The organism is Streptomyces sp. NPDC008125 (genome assembly GCF_042957125.1).
In the GTDB taxonomy this organism is placed as follows: Bacteria; Actinomycetota; Actinomycetes; order Streptomycetales; family Streptomycetaceae; genus Streptomyces.
Genome location: NZ_JBIBHR010000005.1, coordinates 106,666 through 119,462 on the forward strand (window position 1 = coordinate 106,666; position 12,797 = coordinate 119,462).

The window sequence follows — 12,797 nt, forward strand, 5'->3', positions numbered from 1 at the left end:
GCGCCCCGGGACGGGCGCGTCGGCGAGGGGCCGGGTCTCACTGCAGCCAGGCCCCGTCACGCATGACGACCCGCCCGCCCCGTTCCGGTTCGCCGCGCCAGGCGCGCACGGTCCTCGGGACCACGCGTACGTACAGGAACGCGCCCTCCTCCCCGCGCGGATCCCAGCCGAACTTGTCCACGAACGCCTCCGCCGCGCCGTCGGGCACTTCGTCGTCGGGGAACCACTCCGCCTCGCCCTGGAGGATCACCACGTCGGAGGTGTCCGGCAGGGACAGGCGCACGCGCGGTTCGGCGCGGACGTTCCGCGCCGTCGCGGACGTGGCGCCGGTGCACATCCACGCCGCCCGCCCGTCCCACAGGAACCACAGTGGCACCTGGTGCGGGCCGTGAGCGGGATGAGACGTCGCCACCCATACGTCCCGCTCGGTGGCGAGCCGCTCCAGGGTGGCGCGCACCCGCTGCGCCGTCCCGCGACGGACGGTTACGTGGGTCTCCGAGATCTCCATGAGGGCAGACCTTAGCCAGGAGCGGACGGAGCGCGCCTGGGGCGCGGGACCTACTTCCAGCGGCCGATGGGGCCTCAGCCGCCGTCCCGGACAGCGGACTTCGCCGGGACGCCGGCGCGTCGCCGCGCCTCGCTCGGGATCAAGTGCCGTCGGACGCCACCGGGCCCGTCACGTGTTCGCGACGCCCCCGAACGGCCGGACCTCGGCACGCCGATCGCCCTCCCACGCTCGTTGCCGTCCCGCGTCGGCCCCTCGGCACCGCAGGTCGCGCCGTGAGGACAGCTGACCGGGCGGCAGTCGGGGCCCGACTCCCGACCCGCATCCTCCAGTGACCTTTTCGGGCGTGCAACGGCCGGCCGCCGGGACCGGACCGAGCCCGACACGCCCACGGACGGCAGACCGACGGACCGGCCTTCTCGGCCGCGGGCACCTGGGGCCGATCCGTGTGCGCGGCGCGTGCCCGGTGGTGCGGAGGCCGGGCCCGCGCCCCGGGTACCGGTACGACGGCGGGTGTCCTCGCCGTTCCACGATCGTTCAACGAACATGACCCCTCGACCTGCCGCGGCGCTGCCGCCTGCCGTCACGGACGCCCTGACCGCTGTGCTCTTCGGCCCCGACTTCCGTCGTGAGCACGCCTTCTGGCGCCGGCTGACCACTACCGAGTCCTTCCGCGACCGGCCGGACACCACCGGCCCGGAGGGCCGACTCGCACGCGCCTACCACCGGTTGCGGCTGATCAACCGTTCGCTCGACAGCGCGGCACGGCTCGCCTCCGACGTACGTGCCCTCACCGCGATGCACGAGTGGCTCGGGCCCGTCGACCCCACCCTCGCCACGGTGGCGGGGATTCACTACAACCTCTTCCTCGGCAGCCTGCTCGACCACGACCCGGAGGGCCGCCGCGACCTCTCCGGTCCCCTGCGCATGGACGAGGTCGGCACCTTCCTCTGTACGGAGGTCGCACACGGCAACGACGCGACGGAGGTGGAGACGACCGCGACCTACGACCCCGCGCGCGACGGCTTCGTCCTGCGGACCCCGCACGCGGGCGCGCAGAAGTTCATGCCCAACACCAGCCCGGTGGGCGGTCCCAAGAGCGGGCTGGTCGCCGCCCGGCTCGTCGTCGACGGGACCGACCACGGCGTCTTCCTCCTGCTGGTCCCGCTCACCGACGCCGTCGCGGCCCTCCCGGGCGTACGGGTGCGCAGGCTGCCGGCCCGGATGGGGTCGCCGGTGGACCACTGCCTCACCTCGTTCGACGGCTGCTTCGTGCCCCGTGCGGCGCTGCTCACCGGGGTGCAGGGGTACGTCGGGGACGGCGGTGAGTTCGGCAGCGCGCTCCCGAGCAGGCGGCGGCGCCTGCTGGTCTCCATCGCCAGGGTCACCCCGGGCAAACTGGCCATGAGCGCCTGCGCGGTCGGCTCGGCGCGTGTCGCGCTCGCGGTTGCCGTGCGCTACGCCGGGCACCGCACGGTCGCCGGGCCGCGCGGCTCCGGCGCGGTCCCCGTCTACGCCCACCGCACCCACCACGGGCCGCTGGCCGAGGCGACGGCCACGGTGTTCGCGATGAGTCTGCTGCACCGCAGGGCGCTCGACCGGTGGGCGGCGGGCGAGGCGGACCGGGGTGCCGCGGAGCGGCTGGTGGCCGTCGCCAAGGGTTGGATCACCTGGCGGGCCAGGGACGTGATCGTGGAGTGCCGTGAACGCTGCGGCGCGCAGGGGTTGCTGGAGCACAACGGGCTCGCCGCGCTGGTCACCGGGATCGAGGGCACCATCACCGCCGAGGGGGACAACCTCGCCGTGCACGCCAAGGCTGCGGCCGAGATGATGCTCTCGGCCCCGGAGCGCGCCGACGACGGAATGGCGGGGGAGCCGGGGAAGGCTGAGGAGGCACCCCGCGACCTCCGGGACCCGGTGTTCCTGCGGGGGCTGCTCGCCGCGCTGGAGGCGCTCCGCTTCGCGCGGGCCCGGTCGCGGATGGGCGCCGCCCCGCCCGGGGATCCGCTCGGGCGCTGGAACGCGGCCTCGGGGGACGCCGTGCGCGGTGTGGAGGCGCACGCGGTCGGACAGGCGGCCGAGGCGTTCGCGCAGGCCCTCGCAGCCCTGCCCGAGGGGCCCGCGCGCGAACGGCTCGCCGAGGTCGAGCGGTTGTTCCTGCTGCGGCAGGTCGGGCGGGGCAGCGGGGAGCTGCTGGCCGACGGGCGGGTGACGGCCGAGCAGGTACGCGCTCTGCCCGACCTGCACGAGGAGGCCGTGGCCACCGTCGCCGGGCACGTTCCCACGCTGGTGGAGGCGTTCGCGCTGCCGGACGAGCTCTTCGCGGACCGGCCGATCGCGGGGTCCGCGTACGCCGACGCCTACGACGATCCCGAAGGCCCCTGGCACCGGGTGCCCGCCCGCCCGGCCGGGGAGGCCGCCCGGTGAGCGGTGGAGCAGGCCGTCCGGTGGCCGGCGAGAAAGGGAACGCGTCGACCGTTTCACGAGGACGCGTCCGACGGGTACGCGAGGCCATGGGCTCACTGGGGGTGAAGGCCGTCCTTCTGGCCTACTGGGGAACGGCCTTCGTTGTCTCGATGGGGCAGAAGAAGCCGCAGGTGGGCGTAGAGGAATCGGTTCGCCGGAGGGCGTAACCAGATGGGGCTCAGCCAGTTACCGAGATGGGCCCGCTGAACGCGCCCGCCACCCCCCAGGTTTGTGCCGAATACAAGAGGAAGATCATGAAGGCCATTCATCCGAAGATCGTCGGCGTGCTGACCGATACGTTCAAGGTGCCCCCGGCCGAGATTCACCCGGAGTCCACGATGGACAGCCTGGAGATGGACTCGCTGGCGGTGGCGGAGTTCGCGGTCATCATCAAGGAAACCCTCGGCATCCACACCCCCGTCGACACCCTCCACCGGGACGCCACCCTCGCGGACATCTCGGAGTTCATCCGTACCGCCTCCCGCCACGGGGAGCCGGTGAGCAACACCCGATGAAGAGGCCCGAGATCGCCGTCACCGGACTGGGCATGATCACCCCGGCGGGCAACGACACGGCCTCCACCTGGGAAGGCGTACTCGCCGGGGTGTCATCGGCCCGTACGGTCCCCGAACTGGACGGGTGCGCGGTCGACTTCGCCTGCACGGTCACCGGCATCGACCTGGACGACGCCGTCGGTGGCCGGACCGCCTACCGGATGGGCAAGTACGTCAAGTTCGCGGTGCTCGCCGCCCGGGAGGCGGTGGCCGACGCCGGTCTCGACCCGGGCGGCTGGGACGGCGCCCGGGTCTCGGTCGTGGTGGGCACCAGCAGCGGCGGGTCGGCGGCGCTCTCCCAACAGGCCGTGGTGCTGGACCGGCTGGGGGCCGAGGCATCCTCGCCCGCGGGCATCCTGCTCACCATCCCCAACATGCCCGCCGCGGAGATCGCGATCCAGCTCCGGGCCACCGGCCCCAGCCTGGCTCCGTGCACGGCCTGTTCGTCCGGGGTCACCGCCCTGTCGGTGGCGCGGGACATGCTGATGAGCGGCCAGTGCGACATCGCCGTCGCCGGGGCGACCGAGTCGATCGTCTTCCCGGTGGCGATGACGGGTCTGGCCCGGTCCGGGGCGGCGGCTCTGCCGGACGGCGACCCGTCTCGGCTCTGCCGCCCGTTCGCCGAGGACCGCGCGGGCCTCGTCATGGGCGAGGGCGCCGCCATCATGGTGCTGGAACGGGCCGAGGACGCCCTGGCCAGGGGGGCCGTCCCCAGGGCGTTGATCGCGGGCACGGGAGCCACCACCGACGCCCACCATCCCACCAGCCCACACCCCTCCGGCAAGGTGGCCAGGGCGGCTGTCGACGCCGCCCTGCGGGACGCCGACTGGCGCGCCGAGGACGTCGGCCACGTCAACGCACACGGCACCGCGACCCCGCTCAACGACGCCACCGAAGCCGCCCTCATCGCCCGGGCCTACCCGCACCGGCCGCCGGTCACCGCACCCAAGGGCGTGCTCGGCCACTGCATGGGCGCGGCGGGCGCCATCGAGGCCGCGCTCACCGTGCTGACCCTCCAGCACCAGCTCGTCCCGCCGATCGCCAACCTGGACGCCCCGGCACCCGGGTTCGACATCGACTGCGTGACCAAGGCGCCCCGGCCCGTCGCCGTCCGCCGGGCCGTCAGCCACTCCTTCGGGTTCGGCGGCCACAACGCCGTGATCGCGCTGCGGCTGCCCTGACCCGGGATCCGTGAGCAGCGGGGCGCCGCCGGACGACCTCCGGCGGCGCCCCGCAGCCGTACCCGGCTCCGGGCCGTGGCGGTGGTCGTACGGCACCGAACAGGCATCCGGCGGGCGCGGAGGGGCGTGATAGCTTCCCAGTGCCAGTCGCACTCCACACATGGGGTCAGGGAATCCGGTGAGAGTCCGGAACTGACGCGCAGCGGTGAGGGGGACGGGCGGGGCCACGGCCACTGGGAGACCCACGGGTTTCCCGGGAAGGCGCCCCGTCCGCACGAACCCGAGTCCGAAGACCTGCTGGCACCCTGCGACCCGAACGGGCCGCAGTACTCCGTACAACGGGCCCCGCGCATGGGCCCAGAGACGCCGAGGTACCCCGTGCCGCCCATGGCCGTGTTTCGAAAGTCCCGCCTGCCAGGCGACGCCTGGCACGCGCCCATGGCCCGATCCGTCCGTTCCGCCGCCCTGCTGACGGCGGGGCTCCTGCTGATGACCGCCTGCGGCGGCACCGGCGACGCACCGGCCACCGCCGGTGCGGCCGCAGACGGATATCCGGTGACGCTCCACAACTGCGGACGCACCGTCACCGTCACCTCCGCCCCGCACCACGCGGTCTCCCTCAACCAGGGATCGACGGAGATCCTGCTCTCCCTCGGCCTCGCCGACCGGCTCGCGGCCACCGCCACCTGGACCGACCCCGTGATGAAGGGCCTGGAGAAGGCCGACGCGAAGGTCCCGAGGCTCTCCGACAATGCCCCCTCCTCGGAGAAGGTGCTGGCGCAGGAACCCGACTTCGTCAGCGCCTCGTTCGAGTCCACCCTCGGCAAGGGCGGGGTCGCGCCCCGCGAACAGTTCGAGGACCTGGGCGTCCCCACGTACGTCTCGCCCTCCGACTGCGCCGGCAAGGACAACAGCGGCGACGGCGACGGCGCCCGCTCCACCGCCCTCACCCTGGACAGCGTCTACGGCGAGATACGCGACCTGGCCCGGGTGTTCGGCGTGCCGGAACGCGGCGAGAAGCTGATCGCCGGCCTGCGGGCCCGCGTGACGGAGGCGACCGACGGCACCGACGCCTCCGGCACCACCCTGATGTACTGGTTCGCCAACGCCGAGGCCCCGTACCTGGCGGGCTGCTGCGGGGCGCCCGGCATCATCACCACCGAACTCGGCGCGAAGAACGTCTTCGACGACACGCACGAGGAATGGCCCCAGATCAACTGGGAGACCATTGCCGACCGCGATCCGGACGTCCTCGTCATCGGCGACCTCACCCGCAAGTCCCAGACGGCCGAAAGCGCCGAGAAGAAGATCGAGTTCCTGGAGTCCAACCCGGTCACCAAGAACATGCACGCCGTACGGAACAAGCGGTACGTCCTGCTCAGCGGCCAGGCCATGAACCCCACCATCCGCACGGTGGAGGGCATCGAGCGCGTCGCGGCGGGGCTGCGCGAGTTCGGCCTCGCCGGATGACGGCCGGCGAAGACCCGGCGGGAACCCGTACCGTCGCACCGGCCGGCAACCGCCCGGTGCCGGCCGGCGCCCGTTCCGTACCGTACGGGCGACGCACCGGCCTGCGGGCCCTGCCCGAACCGCTCCTGTGGTGCGGCGGAACCGTCCTGCTCCTTGCCTCCGTCGCGGTCGCCGTCACCATCGGCCCGGCCCGGATCTCCGTCGCCGACGTGTGGTCGGTGGTCGCCGCCCACCTCGGCCTCGGCGACACGGAGCTGAGCCCGATCCGGGACGGCATCGTCTGGGACCTCAGAATGCCGCGCACCCTGCTCGCGGCCGTCTGCGGCGCCGGCCTCGCGGTGTGCGGGACCGTCATGCAGTCGCTGCTCCGCAACCCGCTCGCCGATCCCTTCGTCCTCGGCGTCTCCTCGGGGGCGTCCACCGGCGCGGTCGTGGTCGTGGTGCTGGGCGTTGGCGGGGGAGCGGTCTCCCTCTCGGCGGGCGCCTTCGTCGGGGCGCTCGCCTCGTTCGCGCTCGTCCTTCTCCTCAGCCACAGCCTCGGCGGCACCACGGACCGGGTCGTGCTCTCGGGCGTCGCGGTGATGCAACTCTTCTCCGCGCTCACCTCGTTCACCGTGATGACCGCCGCCGACGCGGAGCAGACCCGCGGCGTCCTGTTCTGGCTGCTCGGCTCCCTCAGCGGTGTCGGCTGGACGGACGTCCAACTCTGCACCGGCGTGGTGGTGCTCACCCTGACGATCTGTCTGGCCCACGCCCGTACGCTCGACGCCTTCGCCTTCGGCCAGGACGCCGCTGCCACCCTCGGCGTCCACGTCGCGCGGACCCGGACCGTGCTGCTCTGCACCACCGCGCTGCTCACCGCCGCACTGGTCAGCTCGGCCGGGACGATCGGCTTCGTCGGCCTGGTGCTGCCGCACGCCGCCCGGGCGCTCGCGGGTGCCGGACACCGCAGACTGCTGCCCGTCACCGCGCTGGCCGGAGCCGTCTTCCTGGTCTGGGTCGACACCCTGGCCAGAACGGTCCTGGACCCGCAGGAGGTGCCGGTCGGCGTGGTCACCGCGCTCATCGGCGTACCGGCCTTCGTCCTGGTCCTTCACCGCACCCGGAGGGTCGTATGACCGCCCCCGTCGAGGGACTGCGGGCGGACCGGGTGCGCCGGGCGGCCGGCGGACGCCTCATTCTCGACGGAGTGACCCTCGCCCCGCCGCCCGGCGCCACCGTCGGTCTGATCGGTCCCAACGGCTCCGGGAAATCCACCCTGTTGCGGGTGCTCGCGGGTGTCCTGCCGGCGGAGGGCGGCCTCGTCACCCTCGACGGCGAACCGCTGACCGCGACCGGCCGGCGCACGGTGGCCCGGCGGGTCGCCGTGGTCGACCAGCACGCGGAGACCCAGGTCGAGCTGAGCGTCCTCGACGTCGTACGCCTCGGCCGCATCCCGCACCGCCGCCCCTGGTCCGCCCCGGGACCGGCGGACGACGAGGCCGTCCGGCAGGCCCTGGACCGGACCGGACTGACCGACCGCGCGGGGCAGTCCTGGCACACCCTCTCCGGAGGCGAACGCCAACGGGTCCAGATCGCCCGCGCCCTCGCCCAGCAGCCCCGCGAACTCCTGCTGGACGAGCCCACCAACCACCTGGACATCCAGCACCAGCTCGACCTGCTGACCCTGGTCTCCTCACTGCCCCTCACGTGCGTGGTCGCCCTGCACGACCTGAACCTGGCCGCCATGTTCTGCGACCTGGTCACCGTGCTGGACGGCGGGCGGGTGGTCGCGGCGGGCACCCCGCACGAGGTGATCACCGAGCGGCTCATCGCGGACGTCTACCGGGTACGGTCCGTGGTCACCCGTGACGGCCCGCAGGGGCGCCCCAGCGTGCGGTTCCTGCCCGCCGCCGGGGTGTGACCCGGGCAGGGCGCGGTGGCAGGGGGCGCGGGCAGGACGCGGGGGCGGAACCGTCACTGCGGTCCCGCCCCCGCGCCCAGCCCGTGGTGGCACTCGGTCTGCCGCCGGAGCGGCCGGACGTCAGCTGCGTCCTCCCGGCCCGAAATCACCGCCCATGTCCTTGCCGGTGCGGGATTCCGTACCGTCCGCGTAGTCGATCTTCTCCTTGCGGACCTCGGCGGAGACCTCCTTCTGCTCGGTCACCCGGTCCCTCTCCAGCCGTACCCGTTCCACGGCCACGGCCTCCTTGCGCACGGTCGCGCGCTCGGCGTGCAGGGTCACCTCGACGTCCTGGTCGCCGATGGCGGTCTGCCCGGTCACCTTCTCGCCCGGCGCCAGCGGCTCCCGGACCACGCGAACCTCCTCGTGCGAGACGGGCACCGTGCGGGTGACCTCCTCCGTCACGACGTACTTGTGCAGACGGGCCTTCCCGCTCTCGTACTCCTCCGTGCCGACGCGCAGCTGCTCCTCGGAGCGGATGAGTTCCTCCTGGCCGGCGAGGTCGGCCTTGGACATGTCGGGGGCGGACCTCGCGCCGGCGCCCGCCAGCGGCCGTGCCCCGGCCGTGGCGTCGGTGTCCCGGTGCGTGCCGGCGCCCGTCGTGCCCGCACCCGTCACGCCCGCGGTACCGCCGGTCGCCTTGCCGGTGCCGGTGCCGGTGCCGGTGCCAGTGGTGCGGGCCGCGCCCGCCGCCCCGGCGCCGGCGGCCGCTCCGGCCGCGCCGCCCATCGCGCCCGTGCCGGCCGTCGTCCGGCCGTCCGCGCCCGTGCCCGTACCGGCTGTGCTCCTGGGCTTCCTGGTGAGTCCGTAGTGGCGGTAGAGCTCCTCCTCCTCGGCGACGGAGAGATGGGCGTCCGCGTCGACCCTGGGGGCGTCCTTCACGCTCTCCTTCGGGTGCGCCACGTGCAGGTCCGCGCCGACCCGACGGGCCCCGGCGAGCGGAACGAAGCTCTCCTTCATCCCGAACATGCCGGTCTTGACCGTGACCCAGTCGGGCCTGCCGGTGTCGTCGTCGACGTACACCCGGCCGACACTGCCGACCTTTTCGCCCCCGTTGTCGTAGACGGTGAGACCGTCGAGCTCTCCGGAATCCGTGAAACCGTCAGCGGCTGCCATGACCGATGCCTCCTCGCCCGGACGCGTCCTGTGGTGGGTCCACTCAGGTGCGGCACGCCCGGTTCCATCGCGCCTCACCCGGATGGCCCCTGCAACCCACCGGCCGTCGGGGGCCCGGCGGACAGGGGGCGTCGCGCCCGCCCCGCCCCGCGACCGCCGGGAAAGGTGACCCGGGCCACCCGTTAGGCCAGACGGGTGACGACCCGGGTGGCGGGCGGCACACCGGCGCGCCCGGGAGCCGGCCATGAGGCGTACGGCCGGTGCCCGGCGGCACCGGGGCCCCGCATAGGATCGACCGGCCGTAGTCGTCCGTACCGCCGACCGGCCGTCCTCGTCCGCACCGGTGGGCCGTCCGACACGGCCGGCCGCCACACACCCCGGGAAACCGCCATCGCCTCCGTACCCCTTCCGCGCCCGGTCCCGCAGGGCCGCCTGCGCACCCGGCACGAGGACGGCCACCGGCTGGGCCACCTGGTCTGGCGGCTGGCCCCCGGCAGCCGGGTCTGCAGCAGCGCGGTCCTCGGCGGCGGCATCGGCACCCGCGCCTGGATCATCAACGCCCAGGTGCAAGGCGGGTACCCGAGGCTCGACCCAGACCGCCACCTCGCGGAGATCGCCGCGGCGGAAGGACTCGTCGGACCCGGCGCCGGACTCATGACCGCCGCCGACGTGAGCGCCTGCACCGAGGCGCACGACGAGGGCGTGACGGCCACCGTCACCAGCGGCCTGGGCGTACGAGGCTGGGCGGCCGCCCCGGCGCCGGGCGCGGACACCCCGCCGCCGCCCGGAACGGTCAACATCGTCGTCGTACTCCCGGTCGCCCTCAGCGACGCCGCCCTGGTCAACGCGGTCGCCACCGCCACCGAGGCCAAGGTGCAGGCGCTCCTGGACGCGGGGCTCGACTGCTCCGGAACCCCCACGGACGCCGTCTGCGTCGCGGCGCCCGCCCCGGGCGCCGAAGGCCCGGAGCCGTTCGCCGGTCCCCGCTCGCGCTGGGGCGCACGCCTGGCGAGGGCCGTGCACGCCGCCGTACTCGAGGGCGCGCTGCTCCACCTGCGCGACGCCCGCGAGCCGAGCCGGCCGGGCGGTGGCGCCTCGCTCGTGTAGATCCCCGCCGCTCTCAGACCACCGTCACCGGGTGGCGCACCACGGCGTCGAAGAGGTACCCCTGCGTGTTGTACGCGGCGGTCTCCGGCTGGGTCCGCCCCGACCGGTCCGTGGCCCGCGCCAGCAGGACGCCCGGCCCGGTGCGGTCCGGTACCCAATCCGCCGACCAGCGCACCCAGCTCCCGGCACGCGGCTCGTCGCGCAGCCGGGCCCGCCGCCACCGGCCACCGCCGTCCGTGCTGATCTCCACCGACCGGACCGGGGCGCCGCCCGACCAGGACCGCCCGGTCAGCTCGACCCGCCGGCGCGCGGTGAAGGACGCGCCGAGCGGAAGCTCGAAGGCGCTCTTGAGGGTCTGCCGGGTCAGCGGTGCGCTGCCCTCCGCGGGATGGCCGGGCCCGAACAACCGGTAGAGGGTGGTGTTCCACGGGGACACCAGCGGCTCGGTGCTCACCTCGATGTCGCCCACCCACTTGATGTTGGAGACCCCCACCCACGACGGCACGACCAGCCGCACCGGGAAGCCGTGGTCCGGCGGCAGCGGCTCGCCGTTCATCTCGTAGGCGAGCAGCACGTCGTCCAGGGCCTTCGACACCGGCAACGGCCGGCGCACCCGCCCCAGGTTCACGCCGTCGGTCACCACCTCCGCGTCCAGACCGCGGGGCAGTACGTCGACGGCGTGCCGGCCGATGCCCGCACGGCGCAGAACCGTGCGCAGCGGAACCCCACGCCAGCGCGCGGTCCCGATCGCGCCTAGGGTCCACGCCGTGCCGCTGACCTGCTGGTTCTGCTGGGTGGTGTAGAAGCTGCGGGCGTTGCCCGCGCACTCGATGAACGTGGTGCGGGTGACCGACGGCAGAGCGCGCAGGGCGTCGTACGAAAAGTCCACCGGTTCGCCGGTCAGTCCGTCACCCCAGACGGTGAGCTTCCAGTCGGCTACCTCGACGCGCGGTGTCGCGGTGTGGTTCCGTACGAAGAAGCGGTCCGTGGGGGTGAGCAGCCCGGTCGTGCGCAGCGCGGCGAAGTGGGTCTCCGCGTTGGTGCCCCGGATCGTGAACAGGTCGGCGGGCAGCGGCTTCACCACACCGGGCAGCGACTCCGCCGCCTGCGCGGGAGTCGCCGCCGAGGCCAGCGGGACGGCCACCGAAGCGGCGGCCACCAGCCTCAGCAGATCCCGCCGGCCGATCCCGGCGGCCCGCGCCCTGCCGTCCGCCCACTGGCGCATGCGCATCCGGTCGTACGCGGACTCGGACAGCGGGGTGTGAACCATGGGCGCTCCTCGGGGGGAATGCGGAGGGGTGGTGCCGACGCGGCTTCACCCCGGGCCGGATACGGACCGTAGGGGGAGCCGTGCGCGCCGGGAAGACGTTCCACCGCCCTGCCACGAACCCGCAATGAGGCGGCAACAGTCGGGCCGTGGATGCCACGTCCGGCGTCCACGGGTGCTCGGGGAACGGGGCCGTCGAAAAGGTTTGCCCGTGTCACCGCCGTACGACGAATATGACGCCATGACCTCACCCACCATCACGGCAGCGGCCTCGGGCACCTGGACCCTCGGCGACCGGAAGATCAACCGGGTCGGCTTCGGCACCATGCGGCTGCCGCAGACCGGCGCCGCGTTCGATCCCGACGCCGCCCCGCGCGACCGTGACCAGGCGATCCGCGTGCTGCGACGCGCGGTCGAACTCGGCGTCAACCACATCGACACCGCCGCGTTCTACTTCTCGCGCCTGCGCTCCGCCAACGAGCTGATCAACCGGGCGCTGGGACCCTATCCGGACGACCTCGTCATCACCACCAAGGTGGGCCCCGGCCGCGGTCCTTCCGGTGAGTGGCTGCCCCACGCCACTCCGGAGCGTCTGCGCGAACAGGTCGAGGAGAACCTGCGCCAGCTCGGCCGCGACCACCTCGACGTGGTCAACCTCCGTGTGCTGGGGCCCCATTCGATCGCCGAACGCTTCGGCGTGCTGGCCGACCTGCGCGAGGAGGGGCTCATCCGTCACCTGGGCGTATCCAACGTGACCCCCGAACACCTGGCCGAGGCGCAGAAGATCGCCCCCGTGGTGTGCGTACAGAACCTCTACGGCATCGGAGTACGCCCCGACCAGGACGACTTCGTCGACAGCTGCGGCGAACAGGGCATCGCGTTCGTGCCGTTCTACTCGATCGCCGGTGCCGGTCGCGAGGCGGGGACCGGTGCGGCGCGGGAGCGGGACGAGGTGACGGCTGTCGCGCGGGCGCACGGCGCCAGTGCCGCGCAGGTCCGGCTGGCGTGGACCCTGCACCGCGGCCCGCACGTGCTGGCCATCCCCGGCACCGGCGATCCGGCACACCTGGAGGAGAACGTGGCCGCCGGGGCCCTGCGGCTGACCGAGGAGGAGCTGACCCTCCTGGACGCCGCCCATCACGCCACCGGGTCTTCCGCCGGCGCCTGACCGTACCGCTGACTCCCCCTC

At 73.8% G+C, this 12,797-nt stretch carries 11 protein-coding genes and 1 riboswitch; of the genes, 8 read left to right on the forward strand and 3 right to left on the reverse strand.

The window, feature by feature from the left end; translation table 11 throughout:
- Positions 1–37 precede the first annotated feature (37 nt).
- Positions 38–508: a pyridoxamine 5'-phosphate oxidase family protein gene (locus ACFZAX_RS10540; protein WP_390960648.1), complete on the reverse strand. Its 471-nt coding sequence runs from the start codon at positions 506–508 to the stop codon at positions 38–40.
- Positions 509–1,051: 543 nt separating this feature from the next.
- On the opposite strand from ACFZAX_RS10540, the gene ACFZAX_RS10545 reads away from it, so the two are divergent.
- The 6 genes from ACFZAX_RS10545 to ACFZAX_RS10570 all read left to right on the forward strand — a co-directional run bounded on the left by ACFZAX_RS10545 (position 1,052) and on the right by ACFZAX_RS10570 (position 8,079).
- The gene (locus ACFZAX_RS10545) at positions 1,052–2,932 is read left to right on the forward strand and encodes an acyl-CoA dehydrogenase (RefSeq protein WP_390960649.1); all 1,881 of its coding nucleotides are present in this window, start codon (positions 1,052–1,054) and stop codon (positions 2,930–2,932) included.
- Between the two features lie 293 nt (positions 2,933–3,225).
- Positions 3,226–3,486, forward strand: a complete 261-nt coding sequence (locus tag ACFZAX_RS10550) for an acyl carrier protein (RefSeq protein WP_327174020.1) — start codon at positions 3,226–3,228, stop codon at positions 3,484–3,486.
- Complete coding sequence (locus tag ACFZAX_RS10555; protein WP_390960651.1) at positions 3,483–4,706, forward strand: beta-ketoacyl synthase N-terminal-like domain-containing protein; 1,224 nt, start codon at positions 3,483–3,485, stop codon at positions 4,704–4,706. Before ACFZAX_RS10550 ends, ACFZAX_RS10555 begins: the two co-directional genes overlap by 4 nt.
- Before the next feature lie 127 nt (positions 4,707–4,833).
- A riboswitch (cobalamin riboswitch) is annotated at positions 4,834–5,023 on the forward strand.
- A 121-nt stretch (positions 5,024–5,144) separates the two neighbouring features.
- Positions 5,145–6,176 (forward strand): ABC transporter substrate-binding protein, encoded by a 1,032-nt coding sequence (locus ACFZAX_RS10560; RefSeq protein ID WP_390961001.1) that lies wholly within the window; start codon positions 5,145–5,147, stop codon positions 6,174–6,176.
- The gene (locus tag ACFZAX_RS10565) at positions 6,173–7,294 is read left to right on the forward strand and encodes an iron chelate uptake ABC transporter family permease subunit (protein WP_390960652.1); all 1,122 of its coding nucleotides are present in this window, start codon (positions 6,173–6,175) and stop codon (positions 7,292–7,294) included. Before ACFZAX_RS10560 ends, ACFZAX_RS10565 begins: the two co-directional genes overlap by 4 nt.
- Positions 7,291–8,079, forward strand: a complete 789-nt coding sequence (locus ACFZAX_RS10570) for an ATP-binding cassette domain-containing protein (RefSeq protein ID WP_390960653.1) — start codon at positions 7,291–7,293, stop codon at positions 8,077–8,079. The genes ACFZAX_RS10565 and ACFZAX_RS10570 overlap by 4 nt, the downstream gene beginning before the upstream one ends.
- 120 nt (positions 8,080–8,199) lie before the next feature.
- Here the strand turns inward: ACFZAX_RS10570 and ACFZAX_RS10575 are convergent, their stop codons facing one another.
- Positions 8,200–9,234 (reverse strand): DUF2382 domain-containing protein, encoded by a 1,035-nt coding sequence (locus ACFZAX_RS10575; protein ID WP_390960654.1) that lies wholly within the window; start codon positions 9,232–9,234, stop codon positions 8,200–8,202.
- A 390-nt stretch (positions 9,235–9,624) separates the two neighbouring features.
- Between ACFZAX_RS10575 and ACFZAX_RS10580 the strand changes: the two genes are divergently transcribed.
- Positions 9,625–10,341 carry an adenosylcobinamide amidohydrolase gene (locus ACFZAX_RS10580; RefSeq protein ID WP_390961002.1) on the forward strand — a complete coding sequence of 239 codons (717 nt, stop codon included), beginning with the start codon at positions 9,625–9,627 and terminating at the stop codon, positions 10,339–10,341.
- Positions 10,342–10,354: 13 nt separating this feature from the next.
- On the opposite strand, the gene ACFZAX_RS10585 is transcribed toward ACFZAX_RS10580, so the two are convergent.
- Positions 10,355–11,611: a molybdopterin-dependent oxidoreductase gene (locus ACFZAX_RS10585; RefSeq protein WP_390960655.1), complete on the reverse strand. Its 1,257-nt coding sequence runs from the start codon at positions 11,609–11,611 to the stop codon at positions 10,355–10,357.
- A 238-nt stretch (positions 11,612–11,849) separates the two neighbouring features.
- On the opposite strand from ACFZAX_RS10585, the gene ACFZAX_RS10590 reads away from it, so the two are divergent.
- Complete coding sequence (locus ACFZAX_RS10590; protein WP_390960656.1) at positions 11,850–12,776, forward strand: oxidoreductase; 927 nt, start codon at positions 11,850–11,852, stop codon at positions 12,774–12,776.
- Positions 12,777–12,797 lie beyond the last annotated feature (21 nt).